This is a genomic window from Clostridium sp. MCC345, from assembly GCF_018785345.1.
Taxonomy (GTDB): Bacteria; Bacillota; Clostridia; order Lachnospirales; family Anaerotignaceae; genus Anaerotignum_A; species Anaerotignum_A faecicola.
Map to the genome: position 1 here is coordinate 176,175 of NZ_WQPP01000009.1, position 16,576 is coordinate 192,750.

The following is a 16,576-nucleotide window of genomic DNA, read 5'->3' on the forward strand; positions in this document are numbered from 1 at the left end:
GAATCTTTTTTATAGAAATTTTTTTGTAAGGACGTGAGGGTATGAAGGACGAAAGATTAGAAAAGCTAGCAGATGTGCTGGTAAATTATTCAACAAAGGTGAAAAAAGGCGACCGCGTTGCTATTTCCGCAGAGGATGCGGCATTGCCGTTTATCAAGGCAGTCGCAAGGGCGGCAGTGAAAGCGGGCGCGCTGGTGGAATATTATATTGACGTTCCCGATGTGGATGCGGAGCTTCTGAAAAATGGGACAGAGGAGCAATATGCCAGAGAAAATATTCGTTTTGGTGCCTGCGCAAAAAGCGATGTCTGGATCAGCGCATGGGGTAGCGAAAACACAAAGACCATGCAGTCCATCGAAGCGGAGCGACTGAAACAGAAGCGTCTGGCGAATAAGGACAACCGCAAGATTTATTCCGAACGCATGGGAACGGGTGAGCTGCGCTGGTGCGGCACACAGTTCCCGACCAACGGGGATGCCCAAAATGCAGGCATGAGCCTGGAGGAATATGAGGATTTCGTTTACACCGCAGGCTATCTTTACGAGGAAGATCCTGTTGCAAAATGGCAGGAAATGGCGGCATGGCAGGAAAAATGGGCAAGCTATCTGGATGGAAAGAAGGAACTGCATATTCTTTCTAAGGATACGGATATTTTCGTGAACGTGGCAGGCAGAAAATGGATTAACTGCTGCGGGGATGCCAATTTCCCTGACGGCGAAATTTTTACCTCTCCTGTAGAGGATGGGATTAACGGCTATATCACCTTTTCCTATCCCGCCATCATGAACGGGAATGAATTTTACGAGGTACGCCTGACGGTAGAAAAGGGACGCATTGTGGATGTTTCCTGCAAAAATGAAGAAATGTTGGACACCCTGCTGTCCTATGTGGACACCGATGCAGGCTCTCGCTATTTCGGCGAGGTTGCCATTGGCACGAATTACGGAATCCAGCGGCACACGAAAAATATCCTGTTTGATGAAAAAATCGGCGGTTCTATGCACATGGCGATTGGCGAAGCCTTCCGGGAGGCAGGCGGCAAAAACGAATCTGCTATCCATTGGGACATGATCAATGACATGACAAGGGATGGTAAAATCTATGCCGATGGTGAGCTTTTCTATGAAAACGGGAAATTCAAAGAAGAAATCTTAAAGAAATCCTAAGAAAGAGGAAATACCGAAAGGTTACGGAAAATGAGTATTTTCTGTAGCCTTTTCTTCCGGAAAAATCAGAAAATACAGGTTCTGTCGACAGAAAACTATTGACAGATTTATTACTTTTTTTTATACTGAATGTAATAGATTTGTAACAATTATGACGGAAAATGGTTTGGAGGAGATTCCAATGGGTTTAAATAAAGTAATGAAACAGCTTTGTGTCACAGCTGCACTTGTTGTGCTGAGTACTGTAACTGCGTTCGCGGCAAACGTGGGACAGGCTTCCGGTACAAATGTAAATGTCCGCGCAGGGGCAAGTACAGGTGCAAATGTGTTAGGTAAAATTAACAAGGGTACGGAATATACCGTTCTGGATAAGGTTGATAACTGGTTCAAGATTTCCTATAACGGTGCAACCGGTTATGTATTCACAGATTATTTCTCCGTAACAAAGGCAGATGGCAGCATTACCGGCTCCGGTGTTAACTTGAGAGAAAAGGCAACTACAGCCTCCAATTCTCTGAAAAAATTCAGCAGCGGGGAAGCAGTCACCGTAACAGGACAGAATGACGATTGGTATCGTGTTTCCTATAACGGCGGTTCTGCTTATGTCAGCAAGGATTATGTTTCCGGCAATCTGTTGCAGTATGTTTCCAAGGTAAGCAGCGAAACCACAGCTGCACCTGTAAGCGCAACAACAAAAGCAGAGGATACCTACGGCGTGGTAACAGCAGGCTCTGGCTTGAAGCTGCGCAAGGAAGCATCCACAAGTGCAGAGGTGCTGACGGTTCTTCCTTCCGGTACGATTGTTGATGTGGAACGTGCTGGACAGGATTGGGTCAGCATTGTGACAGATGCAGGGCAGAAGGGATATGTTTCCGCAGATTACCTGACTGTGAAAACAGGCGAAAAGCCTGATAACACTACAAGCAATACAGCATCTGCAAAGGGTGCTGCGGTGGTTGCATACGGCAAGCAGTTCATCGGTACGCCTTATGTATGGGGCGGCACGAATCTGAACACAGGCGTAGATTGCTCCGGCTTTGTATACGCTGTTTATAAAAATTTCGGCATCACATTGAGTCGTTCTTCTGCATCTATGACGAGCAACGGCGTAGAGGTTTCCAAGGCGAATCTGCAGGCAGGCGATTTGGTATTTTTTAATACAGGTGGAAACAGCAGTATCAGCCATGTCGGCATTTATTGCGGTGACGGTACATACGTTCATTCAACGGATGGAAAGGGCAACGGTGTTACCGTAACAAATCTGAACAGCGGCTACAGCGCAAATACATATGTAACAGCAAGACGAATTTTTTAATGAAAAATCAAAAGGACTGACCGAAGAATCGGTTGGTTCTTTTTTGTGTTACTTTTTTTGAGGAAGAAGGAGAATAAGAATGAATATTACTGTATACCTTGGAGCAAATGAAGGCAATGACAACCGTCTGCGTGAGGCAGTGCAGGCATTGGGGCATTGGGTTGGTGAAAGCGGCAATGCACTGGTATATGGCGGCTCGAAAACAGGGCTGATGGGTGAGCTTGCAAAGGCTGTCCTTGAAGCCGGCGGCAAAGTAACAGGCGTAGAACCGCAGTTTTTCATGGATGCAGGCTTCCAGTACAATGGGCTGACAGAATTGATTGTTACGAAGGATATGTCCGAACGGAAGGCGAAAATGATTGCCCTTGGGGATGCGTTTATTGCATTTCCGGGCGGCACAGGCACGCTGGAGGAAATTTCTGAAATTATAAGCAAGGTTGCCCTGAATCAGTTGAATGTACCCTGTATTCTGTATAATCTGAATGGATACTACGATGATCTGAAGCATCTGCTCTCTCTTATGATTGAAAAGGGGCTTTCCTCTGCGGAACGGCAGAAGGGCATCTTTTTTGCGGAAACGCTGGAAGAAATTAAAGACATACTTGGGAAATAAGCGGTTCATGGAAAATCTATAAAAATGCTAAGAATTGATTGCTTTGCGGAAAATTTTCCTTTATACTTTGAACAGGCAAAAATGCTGACGGCGACAGAGGAAAACAGATACAAAGGAGTGGTTACATGAAGTACAATTTTGATGAAATTATCGACAGAAGAAATACGAATGCGCTCAATACGGACGGCTTTCGTGGCTATATTTTCCATGCAGGCCCTGAAATGAAATTTCCCTATGCGGATGATGAATTTGTCAGAATGTGGGTTGCGGATATGGAATTTGCGACACCTCCCGAAATCTGTGAAGCCATTAAGAAAAGGGTAGAGAAGCGTATTTTCGGCTATAGCTGTGTTTACAGTGATGATTACTATCAGGCATTTTCCGCATGGTGCAGAAAGATGTACGATTGGGACTTCCCGAAGGAAGAACTGACCTTTTCTCCAGGGATTATTCCTGCGCTGTATCAGCTTCTGGAATCTTTGCTGACAAAGAATGAAAAGGTTCTAATGGTTGCACCTGCGTATGGCTATTTTCAGCATGCCGCAGAATATAACTGTGTGGAATATGTCTGCTCCGATTTGAAGATTGATAAAAACGGCTACTTTATGATTGATTTTGATGATTTTGCCAAAAAAGCGGCAGACCCTCTGGTGAAGCTGGTGCTCTGGTGCAACCCCCATAACCCCTCCGGCAGAATGTGGACAGAGGAAGAATTGAAGCGGGTAGCGGAAATCGTGGAGAAGCATAATCTCTGGCTTATTTCTGATGAAATCCACTGCGATATCATCAGAAACGGCAGAAAGCATATTCCTATGGGGAAGGTTATGCCCGCTTACGACAAGCTGATTACTTGCATGTCTGCTAGCAAGACCTTCAATATGGCAGGGCTGATGTTCTCTGATATCATCATTCGAGATGCACAGCTGCGGAAGATTTTCTGCAAACGGGATAAAATCGTAGGCTTTGTTAATCCGCTTTCCGTTGCTGCACATCAGGCGGCGTATGAGAAATGTGATGAATGGCTTGCGGAATTTAAGACGTATCTGGATGAAAACTTTATGTTTGTAAAGGAATATCTGGCGGAGCATCTGCCTGCGGCGGTGTTCTCTGTTCCCGAAGCAACCTATCTTGCCTGGGTGAATCTGAAGGGCTGCCTGCCGGATGTTGTGGATCTGCCCGGATTCTTTGCAAATAACGCAGGCGTTTTGCTGGAAGGCGGCAATGATTTGTTCGTCGGCAATGCGGAAGGGTATGTTCGTCTGAACCTTGCAATGCCGCGCAGCATCATTAAAACAGGACTGGAACGCATGACAGAAGCGATTGAAAAGCATAATAAATAATCAAAACACATAATAAAAAAAGACCTTGCTCATTTTCACGAATGGGTAAGGTCTTTTTAGTTTATCCGGTTTATCGGATTTCTTATTCCTCCACATGCTCAATGGAAAGCAGTGCACAGGTCAGAAGCAGGAGAATATTGCAATAGACGATAGTGGTGCTGCCGAAATGCTGTGTGACAAGCGCACCACAGCCTGCGCCGAGGATGAAGAAGAAAATCACGCCGTAATAATGCAGGCTTTTATAGCGCAGCTCCTTATCGCCGCTCTGCACGAAACGAAACAATAGCTCTGTACCGCTACGGAGATTGCCCGTACACATTGTGGAGGCATAGGGCAAGCCATGTACCTTACGAAAGCTTTGCACCTGCATGGAGCAGACAAAGGAAACCAACACGTTTGCAACTATATCGTGCCTTTCTCCGAAGGGGAGCCACGCTACGATTGAAAGCATCGCAATTTCAAAGAGCAATACAATCTGCCGCCAGTGTACCTTCGGCAGGGGGGAGATGAATTTTTTTATCCATTCATCAATGAAGATACCCAGCACAAAGGCAAGCACAGGGATAATATACGTTCCTGCCTGCATCCATTCGCCATCTGCCAAATGCAGACCGAACAGGACGATATTCCCCGTCTGCGCGTTGGCGAAAACATGTCCTCTTGCTACATAGCTATAGGCATCCAGAGAACCGCCAACCACAGCAAGCAGGACAGCAATCAGAAAAGTATCAGACATTTGTCGTTTAGAATAAATCATCATTTGTAAATTACCTCACTCATTTAAGTCGAAATCAGGATTTTATAATTTTATAATAAATATTTTCTGTCCAGAGAGCGATACTGCAGCACCTCAAGCAGATGCTTTCGTGTAATCTGCGCATCACCCGAAAGGTCAGCGGCAGTGCGCGCCAGCTTAAGGATTTTATGGTAGGCGCGTGCGCTTAATTCCATTCTTGCGAAGGCGGTACGCAGCAGTTCCTTATCCTCTTCGCGCAAAGCGCAGTATTTTTCAATCTGTGCCGCGTTCATCTGCGCATTAAAGAAAATGCCTTCGTTCCGGAAGCGCTCCAGCTGAATTTTATGTGCGCAGACAACACGCTCCTTAATGGTGGCGGAGGATTCCGCAGGGATAGTGCTGTCTAGCTCCTCATACGCAACGGGTGGCATTTCTACCATTAAATCAATACGATCCAAAAGAGGGCCACTGATTTTTCTGTGGTATTTCATGATTTCATTCGCAGAGCAATGGCATTTCTCACTGTTGCCCAGATAGCCGCAGGGGCAGGGGTTCATCGCTGCCGCAAGCATAAAATCGGATGGAAAGGTCAGTGTGCCGTTGACGCGCGCAATCGTGACCTTGCCGTCCTCCAGAGGCTGGCGCATAACCTCAAGCGCATTGCGCTGAAATTCAGGTAGCTCATCTAAAAACAGTACCCCGTGATGCGCCAGAGAAATTTCGCCCGGACGCGGAATTCTGCCGCCGCCAGTCAATGCAGAGGCGGAAATGGTATGATGGGGAGAGCGGAAGGGCCTTGTTCTGACCAAAGAATTTTTCTCCTTCAGAAGTCCTGCTACGCTGTAAATCTTTGTGATTTCAATGCTTTCCTCGAAGCTTAAATCGGGCAGAATAGTAGGCAGACGCTTGGCGAGCATGGTTTTCCCTGAGCCCGGCGGCCCGATGAGAAGGATGTTATGTCCGCCTGCCGCAGCGATTTCCATGGCACGTTTGGCGTTTTCCTGCCCCTTTACATGAGAAAAATCCAAATCAGGTATATCCGTTTGGGTAAGGGAAAAGGCATTACCTTCCTTATGATAGGGTGCAATCTGCGTGCCGCCCGAAAGGTGTGCGACAATCTCCTTCACGGAATGAACGGGATAGACTGTCATTCCTTCTACCAGAGCCGCTTCTTCTGCATTTTCAAAGGGAACATAGGAAACGGAAATGCCGCGGCGCAGGGCATCATACAGCATGGGCAGAACGCCGTTGACAGGGCGCACAGACCCATCCAGAGAAAGCTCCCCTGTAATGAGGGCATCCTCTGTTTTTTCTGCGGAAAAAAGATTGCAGGCAGAAAGAATTCCCAGTGCGATGGGTAAATCAAAGGCAGCCCCTTCTTTTTTTGTATCGGCAGGAGCAAGATTGACAGTAATGCGCTTGACGGGAAAGGAAAAGCCTGCATTGCGAATAGCGGTACGTACACGCTCACGCGATTCCTTCACTGCGGAATCGGGCAGACCGACAATATCAAAGGCGGGCAGACCGTTGCTCAGGTCTACCTCAACCTCGACAGGATAGCTGTCGATGCCGAGGAGTGCAGCTGATTTTATAATGGAAAGCATTTCGAAGCCTCTTTTCTTTTTGTTTTTGAACAATTTTTTTACATCATAACAATTTTTCACAAAAATTTCAATCAGAACACAAAAATCCATCTGTTATATACATCATAATTGCTGAATTTTTAAAGTTTTAAAAAATTTGGTATTGAATTTTGAAAAGAAAGCATTTATAGTATAGGTCGTAACTCACAGAGGGGAAGGAGTGTTCGTATGGAAGAATATTATCTGATGTGGCTGACGCGGATTGATGGCATCGGCTTGAAACGTGCGCATCGTCTTCTGGAGCATTTCGGCAGCGCAGAAGCCGTTTGGCGTGCGGAACCCTCTGCAATTCGGCGGTCTGCAATTCTGGGAGAGAAGCTGACGGAGGGTCTGCTCCTTTCCAGAGAGGAAGACCAACTGAACGATTGGATTATTGAATTAGAGGAAAAGGAAATTGACTTTTATTCCTACTGGCATCCAAGGTATCCCCGACTGCTGAGGGAAATTCAGAATCCGCCGCTTGGGATTTATGTCCGTGGAGAGATTCCCGATGATGAAATTGATACGGTTGCTATCATCGGTGCAAGAAAATGCTCCCGTTACGGCGCAACGGTTGCCTATGACATTGCGAAGGACTTGGGTAAGACCAATGTGATTGTGGTCAGCGGCATGGCGCGTGGCATTGACAGCGAGGGACACAGAGGGATTCTGGATGGTGGCGGAAAAACGATTGCTGTGCTCGGCTGCGGTGTGGATATTTGCTATCCTGCGGAAAATAAGGAGCTGATGGAGCGCATCATCGAAAACGGCTGCGTCATTTCCGAATATCCGCCCGGAATGCCTGCGGTTGCTAAGAATTTCCCGAACAGAAACCGCATCATTGCGGGACTGAGCAAAATGGTTGTGGTGGTCGAAGCGGGAAAGAGAAGCGGCACGATTATCACGGCAGATCTGGCACTGGATTACGGCAGGGAGGTTTATGCCGTCCCGGGAAATGTCACCAGTGCATTAAGCTACGGCACGAACGCCCTCATTAAGCAGGGCTGTCCCATCATTACGGAGGGCAGCGATATCCTGTCGGCATTGGGCATTGCATATAAAGAAACAGAAAAGGTAAAATTTCAGATTAAAACGGCGGAAAATATTTCGCCTGAGGAAAAGGAAATCTTCGATCTGATTGAGGACAGTACCCCGATTTCTGCTGAAGCGCTTTGCAGAAGGCTTGGCAGAAAGGTGCAGGAGGTGCAGTATATTCTGTCTCTGTTAGAGCTTTCCGGCTATATTGAAAAAATACCGCAGGCAGGCTACATCAGAGCACATTGAAAACTGAGGTGAGAAACGAATGGCAAAAACAGCCACGGCAGAAAAAGAAGCAAAGAAAACAACAAAAAAGAAAGCAACGGTGAAAAAGGCTGCGAAAACAGGAAAGAAATATCTGGTTATCGTAGAGTCTCCTGCAAAGGCGGCAACCATCGGCAAATTTTTGGGGAACAATTACAAAATCGAAGCATCCATGGGACATGTGCGTGACATGCCGAAAAGCCAGATGGGTATTGATTTTGAGCATGACTTTGAACCGAAATATATTACCATCCGTGGGAAGGGGGAGCTTTTAGGCAAGCTGCGCAAGGATGCAAAGGCTGCTGATAAGGTATACCTCGCAACTGACCCGGACCGTGAGGGGGAAGCCATCAGCTGGCATCTGCTTCACGCGCTCAATCTGGGTGAGGAAAAACCCATCAGCCGTATTACGTTTAACGAAATCACGAAAACGGCAGTAAAAAAATCCATTACCGAAGCAAGAGATATTGACATGGATTTAGTGGATGCACAGCAGGCGCGCCGTGTACTTGACCGCGTAGTGGGCTATACTATCAGTGACCTGCTTTGGAAAAAAGTGAAGAAGGGTCTGAGCGGCGGTCGTGTGCAGTCTGTTGCGCTGCGCCTGATTTGCGACAGAGAGGGGGAAATCCGCGAATTTATCCCCGAAGAATACTGGACGCTGGGCGCAAAGCTGAAGGATGCGGACGGCAAGGTCTTTGAAGCGAAATTTTACGGCAAGGGTGAAACAAAAACAGAGCTTGCCAACGAAGCGGAAACAAACGAAGTTCTGGACGGCTTGAAGGGTAAGGATTTTGCCGTTACGGACGTAAAAACAGGCAGCAGACAGAAAAAGCCCGTTGCCCCCTTTACCACAAGTACCATGCAGCAGGAGGCGAGCAAGCACCTGAACATGGCAACACAGAAAACCATGATGATTGCGCAGCAGCTGTATGAAGGCGTGAATGTCAAGGGCGAGGGAACGGTCGGTCTGGTTTCCTATATCCGTACGGACTCCTTCCGCATTTCCGATGAAGCATACGAAGCAGCCGTTGCATTTATCAAAGAAACCTATGGGGATGCCTTCGTAAACCCTGAAAGAATCGTTTATAAATCCAAGGGGAAAACACAGGATGCGCACGAGGCGATTCGTCCGACAAACGTGAGCAGAACACCCGAAAGCATCAAGGATTCCCTTTCCAAAGACCAGTATCGCCTCTATAAGCTTATCTGGGAGCGCTTTGTGGCAAGCCAGATGAGCCCTGCGGTATATGATACGCTTTCTGTAAAGCTTTCGGCAGGGGACTATACCTTCCGTGCATCCGGCTCCAGACTGCGCTTTTCCGGCTTTCTGGAAGCCTATAGCAAGGGCGAGGAGGAGGATGAAAAAGTCATTCCCAAGCTGACACAGGGGGATATTCTGCAGGCGGAGCAGCTTCTGCCCGAACAGCATTTCACACAGCCCCCCGCAAGATATACCGATGCTTCCCTGATTAAAACACTGGAGGAAATCGGTGTTGGCAGACCTTCCACCTATGCACCTACACTGACCACGATTCAGGCACGACATTATGTGACGAAGGAAGCGAAAAATCTTTTCCCGACGGAGTTGGGCGAAATGGTTGATGAAATCATGAAAACCTATTTCCCCGACATCGTGGATATTGATTTCACGGCGAACATGGAAAAGCGTTTGGATGACGTGGAAATGGGCAAGGAGGAATGGAAGCAGATTATCCGTGATTTTTATCCCGATTTCAAAAAAAGCGTGGAGAATGCGGCGGAGAAGCTGGAGAAAATCGAAATCAAGGACGAGGAAACCGATATTATCTGCGAGAAATGCGGCAGAAATATGGTTATCAAATACGGTCGATACGGTAAATTCTTAGCCTGCCCGGGGTTCCCCGAATGTCAGAATGCAAAGCCCTATTTTGAAGAAGCAGGCGTGAACTGCCCCGAATGCGGCGGCAAGGTTCTGATTAAAAAGACCAAGAAGGGACGTATTTATTACGGCTGCGAGCACAACGGCGACGGCTGTGATTTTATGAGCTGGAATAAGCCGACGGGCGAAAAATGCCCCGAATGCGGTGCGTTTCTGGAGGAAAAGGGCAGAAAGAATCCGAAAATCGTCTGCTCCAATGAAAAATGCGGCTATATGAAGGAAAAGCCCACAGAGGAAGAGAACGAAGAATAATCGAAATACAACACAAAAATCATGCAAAAGACAGCTGCTTTTCTCTTTTTTAAAAAAATTGAGAAAAACGGTTGTTTTTTGGTTTTGGATATGCTATAATCCCATAGGTAACTTTTAGTACACACGTATCCGAAAAAGAGCGGATTGGTGCTGACAGGGTCAGTTTTCCCGACAAACGGATGCGGAGGATTAACCAATAGGAGGTTCATACAATGAGCGTAATTTCTATGAAACAGCTGTTAGAGGCCGGTGTTCACTTCGGCCACCAGACAAGAAGATGGAACCCTAAAATGGCAGAATACATCTTCGCAGAAAGAAATGGTATCTACATCATCGACCTGCAGAAAACAGTAAAAAAGGTTGACGAGGCTTATGCAGCAATCTGTGAATGCATCGCAGACGGCGGCGAAATCCTGTTCGTAGGTACAAAGAAGCAGGCACAGGAATGCATTCGTGAAGAAGCTGAAAGATGTGGCATGTACTATGTAAACCAGAGATGGTTGGGCGGTATGCTGACAAACTTCACAACAATCAAAACAAGAATCGCAAGACTGAAAGATCTGGAAAAAATGCAGGAAGACGGTACATTTGATGTACTGCCCAAAAAAGAAGTTGCAAAGCTGATGCACGAAATGGAAAAACTGCAGAAAAACGTTGGCGGTATCAAGGAAATGAAAAAGGTTCCCGATATGATGTTCATCGTTGACACAAGAAAAGAAAGAATCGCTGTGCAGGAAGCACACACACTGGGCATCCCCACAGTTGCTATCGTTGATACAAACTGCGATCCCGATGAAATCGATTACGTAATTCCCGGTAACGATGACGCAATCCGCGCAGTAAAGCTGATTGCTTCCAAGGTTGCTGATGCAGTTCTGGAATCCAAGCAGGGTGAACAGGAAGCAGCTGAAACAGAAACAGTAGAAGCTGAATAATTCAGAAAAAGGCATTTGCCCGAGCTTCAGCCTAAAACGGGCTGAGGCTCTTTTTATATCAGACGGAACAGCTTTTTTTCGCAGAAGACGGAAAAAGATACGCACATAAGATTATTTAGGAGGGAATCAAACATGGCTATTACAGCAGGTATGGTAAAAGAACTGAGAGAAATGACAGGCGCAGGCATGATGGATTGCAAAAAGGCTCTGACAGAGGCTGACGGCAGCATGGAAAAGGCTGTTGAGCTGCTGAGAGAAAAAGGTCTGGCTGCATCCGCAAAGAAGGCAGGCCGTATCGCATCCGAAGGTATGGTTGCAGTATACCTGAGCGATGACAACAAGATTGGTGCAATCGTAGAAGTAAACTCCGAAACAGACTTCGTTGCAAAGAACCAGGTATTCAGAGACTATGTTGCAGCAGTTGCAAAACAGGCTTCCGAAACAACAGCAGCAGATATGGACGCTTTCTTTGAAGAAAAATGGGCACTTGACCCTCAGTTCACAGTAAAGGAAGCACTGTCTCAGCAGGTAGCTGTCATCGGTGAAAACCTGAACATCAGACGTTTTGAAAAATATGAAAAGACACAGGCAGGTAAGCTGGTTTCCTATATCCACGGCGGCGGCAGAATCGGCGTTCTGATTGAACTGGCTTGCGAAAACGAAGCAGAAGAGCTGGTTGAACTGGGCAAGAACATTGCAATGCAGATTGCTGCTCTGAACCCTAAATTCATCACAGAAAACGATGTTCCCGCTGACTTCATTGCAAAGGAAACAGAAATCCTGACAGTACAGGCAAAGAACGATCCTAAGAATGCAAAGAAGCCCGACAACATCATCGAAAAGATGATTGCAGGCAGACTGAAAAAAGAACTGAAGGAATTCTGCCTGGTAGAGCAGCCCTATGTTAAGGATACAGATATGACTGTAAAACAGTACATCGACTCCGTTGCAAAGGTTGTTGGCGCACCCATCGAAATCACAAGATATGTTCGTTTTGAAACAGGCGAAGGTATGGAAAAGAAGGATGAAAACTTCGCAGAAGAAGTTGCAAAGGCAATGAACTAATTCGTTAACGGATTATTTTTAAAAATGAAAAGGAAACGCTACTGCATTGATTGCTCCGGCGTTTCCTTTTTTAAAGGAATCTTTTCGGATATTTTTACAATTTCTTAAATTTTTTTATATTCTGCATAGCCGCAGAGAAAATATCTGGAAATTTTCTGTAATTTGTGATACATTAGAGTAGTAAGGAGGCTGTAAAAATGTATAAAAGAATTGTGCTGAAACTGAGCGGCGAGGCGCTGGCAGGCGAGAAAAAGGGGGTTACCTTTGACGACAGCATCATCTGGGGGCTGATTGCACAGATTAAGGCTGTGATGGCAAAGGGGACACAGGTTTCTCTGGTTATCGGCGGCGGCAATTTTTGGAGAGGCAGAAGTGCAGATTCCAAGATGGATCGCACGAAGGCAGACCAGATTGGCATGCTCGCAACAGTTATGAATGCGATTTATGTTGCAGATGCGTTCCGTCAGAACGGCATCAAGGCATTCGTACAGACACCCATCGTCATCGGCACAATGACAGAGCAATTTTCCAAGGAAAGCGCTCTTGCGCATCTGGAAAAGGGCGAAGTAGTAATTTTTGCAGCCGGTATGGGACACCCCTTCTTCTCTACGGATACGATTACTGCCCTGAGAGGTGCAGAGTTGGATGTGGATGGTCTGTTCTTTGCCAAGAGCATTGACGGTGTTTATGATGACGACCCTGCAACCAACCCCAACGCAAAGAAAATCGACTGCATCCGTGCAGAGGATATTGTGAAGAACAATTTGAAGGTTATCGATATGGCAGCCGCAAATCTCTGCTTTGAGCGCAAGATTCCTGTTATCATCTTCGGTTTGAATGAGGAAAACAGCATTATGCGCGCAGTCGGCGGCGAAAAAATCGGTACGATTGTAACTGTGTAAGATTTTGTTCACATAGGAGGAAACGAGTATGGCATCTGAACTGACAAAACCTTTTGAAGAAAAAATGAAAAAGACATTGACCGCGTTGGACAGTGATTACGGCACCATCCGCGCAGGCCGTGCAAACCCCCATGTTCTGGATAAGATTATGGTGGAATATTACGGTACCCCCACACCCCTGAATCAGGTTGGGAATATTACGGTTCCCGAGCCTCGTCTGCTGCAGATTCAGCCTTGGGATGCGTCCCTGCTGAAGGCAATCGAAAAGGCAATCAATATGTCCGAGTTGGGCATCAACCCCAATAACGACGGCAAGGTGATTCGTCTGGTTTTCCCTGAACTGACAGAGGAAAGACGTAAGGAACTGACAAAGGAAGTTAAGAAAAAAGCAGAAGCGTCTAAGGTCGCAATCAGAAACATCAGAAGAGATGCTATGGATGTTTTCAAAAAATCTGAAAAAGCGAAGGAAATCACAGAGGATCAATTGCAGGATCTAGAAGATGAAACACAGAAGCTGACAGATAAATACGTTGCTGAAATCGAAAAGAAATGTGACGCGAAGAGTAAGGATATCCTTACCGTTTAATTCATCAAAATATCCAAGCCCCTCTTCTTCGGAGAGGGGTTTTGTTACAGGGAGGCAATTTATGCTTTATGAAAACGAATCCTTTCAGCTGAACCCCGAAAAGATGCCAAAGCACGTTGCAATTATCATGGATGGCAACGGCAGATGGGCAACAAAGCGCGGTCTGCCCAGAAAAGCAGGGCATAAGGCAGGCGCGGAAGCGCTGGAAAGAATCATTTATGCCGCAAAGGAGCTTGGCTTGGAACATCTGACGGTATATGCTTTTTCAACGGAAAACTGGAAACGCTCCGCTGAAGAGGTTGGGGCGATTATGGATCTTCTGCGGTTTTATCTGAAAAATTATTTCAAGAAATTCGTGAAGGATAACATTCGGATGCACGTCATTGGCGAAAAGAGTCGCTTGGACACAGATATTCAAAAGGCGATTGCAGAAATTGAGGATTTATCCAGAGAAAAGAACGGCATGACCGTTCATGTTGCACTGAATTACGGCGGCAGGGATGAGCTGCGCCGCGCGGTAACAAAAATCGCAAGGGAAACGGCAGATGGTACACTTTCTCCCGATGCCATTACGGAGGATACCATTTCTGACGCATTGGATACGGCAGGCACACCTGACCCCGAACTGATGATTCGCACCAGCGGTGAGGAAAGAATCAGCAATTTTCTTCTGTGGCAAATTGCATATTCCGAATTTTTCTTTTCCGATACGCTTTGGCCCGATTTTGATAAAAAGGAACTGGAACGGGCAATTTATTACTATCAGAACAGAGAACGCCGTTTTGGCGGCAGAGTGAAATGAGGTGACACTGTATGAAAACGAGAATACTTTCCGCTGTGGTGGCACTTCCCCTGCTGTTGTTTATCGTCATCAGCGGCGGCATTTGGCTGCATGTAGGCGTTGGGCTTCTTGGTCTGATTGGGATGTATGAATTCAATCGTGCGATTGCAGGTGAGGTAAAGGGCGCACATATCATTGCATATCTGTTCGGCTTGTTTTATGTGGTTTTCATGGATAAGCTTGTGTATACACAGACACTGTTCAGCGTGTTTACCTCTTTGTTTGTGCTTGCTCTGCTGATTTACAGCGTGCTTTGCTACAGAAAAACAAGCTATGTGGAATGCTGTGCATCCTTCTTTGGCTTTTTCTATGCCTGCTTCCTGCTTTCTCATGTCTATCTCGTACGAGAATTTGACCACGGGAAGCTGCTGATTTGGCTGGCGTTTATTTCTGCCTTTGGCTGTGATACAGGGGCGTATTTCTCCGGCTATTTTCTTGGGAAAAATAAGCTTTGCCCCGCATTAAGCCCGAAAAAAACCATTGAAGGCTCTATCGGTGGTATCATTACCGCATTGGTGCTTTGCCTGCTTTATGGTCTTTGGATTAACCGTTTCCACCCCATTGCAGGGGTAAATGTGCTGTTGCTCTGCGGTCTGGTGGGATTCTTCGGCTCCATCCTCTCCCAGATTGGTGACCTTGCGGCTTCTTCCATCAAACGTCAGGTTGGCATTAAGGATTACGGGAATCTTCTGCCCGGGCATGGCGGCGTTCTGGATAGGTTTGACAGCGTCATTCTGACCACGCCTGTGTTATACTATGTCATGCTGTTTCTGATTCATTAAAACAGAAGGTGTAAAAAATGAGAAAAATTTCGATTTTGGGTTCGACAGGTTCTATCGGGACACAAACCCTTGAGGTTGTCGAAAATTTAGGTGATATCCGTGTTGCCGCTATTACTGGGAATAAAAATATTGCGCTTTTGGAAAAACAGGCGCGTAAATTTCACCCTGAATTGATTGCGGTGATGAACGCGGAGAACGCAAAGGCATTGCAGAGTCGCCTTTCGGATACGAAAATTCGCATAGTGAGCGGGATGGATGGTCTGGTCGAGGCGGCTACATACGAGGATGTGGATACAGTTGTGACCTCTGTAGTCGGCAATGTTGGCTTGCAGCCCACCTTTGCAGCAATTCGTGCAGGCAAAAATATCGCGCTTGCGAATAAAGAGACGCTTGTTTCCGCAGGACAGCTTGTAATGGACTTTGCGAAACAGCACCATGTAAGGATTTATCCTGTGGACAGCGAACACTCTGCTATCTTTCAGTCCTTACAGGGAAATGCAGACAACCGCATTTCGCGTATTCTGCTGACCGCCTCCGGCGGCCCCTTCCGCGGCAAAAAGCGCGAGGAGCTGGCGCATGTAACGGCGGCGGATGCACTGGCGCACCCGAACTGGCACATGGGTAAGAAGATTACGATTGATTCTGCAACGCTGATGAATAAGGGCTTGGAAGTGATGGAGGCGAAATGGCTGTTTGATGTAGATGTAGATCAGATTGAGGTTCTGGTGCATCCGCAGAGCATTGTCCATTCCGCGGTGGAATATGAGGATGGCGCAATCATCGCACAGATGGGTGAGCCTGATATGCGGATTCCCATTCAGTATGCGCTGACGTATCCCAAACGCGCGAAAAGCCCGTTTCCTCGGGTAGATTTTTCCGTGCGTAGCCATCTGACCTTTGAAAAGCCCGATCTGGATACCTTCCGCTGCCTTTCTCTGGCATACTGTGCCTTGAAAACAGGCGGAACAATGCCTGCCGTGCTGAATGGTGCAAATGAGATTGCAGTTGCCCGTTTTTTGAAGGGAGAGCTGGCGTTTTTGCAGATTCCTTCGCTGATAGAACGGACGATGGACGCATATACTGTCAAATATAAATATACATTAGAGGATTTACTGGAGGCGGACGCATGGGCAAGAGCGTATGCACAGTCTGTGCGCTTCTGATAAATCTGTCTGGAGGTGGAGAACATTTCCTCATT

15 protein-coding genes are annotated in these 16,576 nt (G+C 46.7%); 13 read left to right on the plus strand and 2 right to left on the minus strand.

Features of this window, described 5'->3' with window-relative positions; all coding sequences use genetic code 11:
• Positions 1-41 precede the first annotated feature (41 nt).
• The 4 genes from GPK49_RS02720 (at position 42) to GPK49_RS02735 (ending at position 4,434) form a co-directional block, all read left to right on the plus strand.
• Positions 42-1,166 (plus strand): aminopeptidase, encoded by a 1,125-nt coding sequence (locus GPK49_RS02720; RefSeq protein ID WP_215676654.1) that lies wholly within the window; start codon positions 42-44, stop codon positions 1,164-1,166.
• A gap of 181 nt (positions 1,167-1,347) precedes the next feature.
• Positions 1,348-2,481: a C40 family peptidase gene (locus GPK49_RS02725; RefSeq protein ID WP_215676655.1), complete on the plus strand. Its 1,134-nt coding sequence runs from the start codon at positions 1,348-1,350 to the stop codon at positions 2,479-2,481.
• A 79-nt stretch (positions 2,482-2,560) separates the two neighbouring features.
• The gene (locus GPK49_RS02730; RefSeq protein WP_016408459.1) at positions 2,561-3,094 is read left to right on the plus strand and encodes an LOG family protein; all 534 of its coding nucleotides are present in this window, start codon (positions 2,561-2,563) and stop codon (positions 3,092-3,094) included.
• Between the two features lie 125 nt (positions 3,095-3,219).
• A complete protein-coding gene (locus GPK49_RS02735; RefSeq protein ID WP_215676656.1) occupies positions 3,220-4,434 on the plus strand; it encodes an aminotransferase class I/II-fold pyridoxal phosphate-dependent enzyme in 1,215 nt (404 codons plus the stop codon).
• 82 nt (positions 4,435-4,516) lie between these two features.
• On the opposite strand, the gene GPK49_RS02740 is transcribed toward GPK49_RS02735, so the two are convergent.
• Both GPK49_RS02740 and GPK49_RS02745 read right to left on the minus strand, forming a co-directional pair.
• The gene (locus tag GPK49_RS02740) at positions 4,517-5,194 is read right to left on the minus strand and encodes a YoaK family protein (protein WP_016408457.1); all 678 of its coding nucleotides are present in this window, start codon (positions 5,192-5,194) and stop codon (positions 4,517-4,519) included.
• Positions 5,195-5,241: 47 nt separating this feature from the next.
• Positions 5,242-6,774, minus strand: coding sequence for a YifB family Mg chelatase-like AAA ATPase (locus GPK49_RS02745; RefSeq protein ID WP_215676657.1), 1,533 nt, complete (start codon positions 6,772-6,774; stop codon positions 5,242-5,244).
• Between the two features lie 207 nt (positions 6,775-6,981).
• Between GPK49_RS02745 and dprA the strand changes: the two genes are divergently transcribed.
• The 9 genes from dprA (at position 6,982) to GPK49_RS02790 (ending at position 16,541) form a co-directional block, all read left to right on the plus strand.
• Positions 6,982-8,076, plus strand: a complete 1,095-nt coding sequence (dprA, locus tag GPK49_RS02750; protein WP_016408455.1) for a DNA-processing protein DprA — start codon at positions 6,982-6,984, stop codon at positions 8,074-8,076.
• A 19-nt stretch (positions 8,077-8,095) separates the two neighbouring features.
• On the plus strand, positions 8,096-10,267 hold the full coding sequence (gene topA / locus GPK49_RS02755; protein ID WP_215676658.1) for a type I DNA topoisomerase: 2,172 nt from the start codon (positions 8,096-8,098) through the stop codon (positions 10,265-10,267).
• 212 nt (positions 10,268-10,479) lie between these two features.
• A complete protein-coding gene (gene rpsB, locus GPK49_RS02760; protein WP_016408453.1) occupies positions 10,480-11,202 on the plus strand; it encodes a 30S ribosomal protein S2 in 723 nt (240 codons plus the stop codon).
• 132 nt (positions 11,203-11,334) lie between these two features.
• Positions 11,335-12,267 (plus strand): translation elongation factor Ts, encoded by a 933-nt coding sequence (tsf, locus tag GPK49_RS02765; protein WP_016408452.1) that lies wholly within the window; start codon positions 11,335-11,337, stop codon positions 12,265-12,267.
• 197 nt (positions 12,268-12,464) lie between these two features.
• The gene (pyrH, locus tag GPK49_RS02770; RefSeq protein WP_118578727.1) at positions 12,465-13,169 is read left to right on the plus strand and encodes a UMP kinase; all 705 of its coding nucleotides are present in this window, start codon (positions 12,465-12,467) and stop codon (positions 13,167-13,169) included.
• A 28-nt stretch (positions 13,170-13,197) separates the two neighbouring features.
• Complete coding sequence (gene frr / locus GPK49_RS02775) at positions 13,198-13,755, plus strand: ribosome recycling factor (protein WP_016408450.1); 558 nt, start codon at positions 13,198-13,200, stop codon at positions 13,753-13,755.
• A 61-nt stretch (positions 13,756-13,816) separates the two neighbouring features.
• Complete coding sequence (locus GPK49_RS02780) at positions 13,817-14,557, plus strand: isoprenyl transferase (protein ID WP_215676659.1); 741 nt, start codon at positions 13,817-13,819, stop codon at positions 14,555-14,557.
• Between the two features lie 11 nt (positions 14,558-14,568).
• Positions 14,569-15,378, plus strand: coding sequence for a phosphatidate cytidylyltransferase (locus GPK49_RS02785; RefSeq protein ID WP_215676660.1), 810 nt, complete (start codon positions 14,569-14,571; stop codon positions 15,376-15,378).
• 17 nt (positions 15,379-15,395) lie between these two features.
• Positions 15,396-16,541: a 1-deoxy-D-xylulose-5-phosphate reductoisomerase gene (locus GPK49_RS02790; RefSeq protein ID WP_215676661.1), complete on the plus strand. Its 1,146-nt coding sequence runs from the start codon at positions 15,396-15,398 to the stop codon at positions 16,539-16,541.
• Positions 16,542-16,576: the final 35 nt, after the last annotated feature.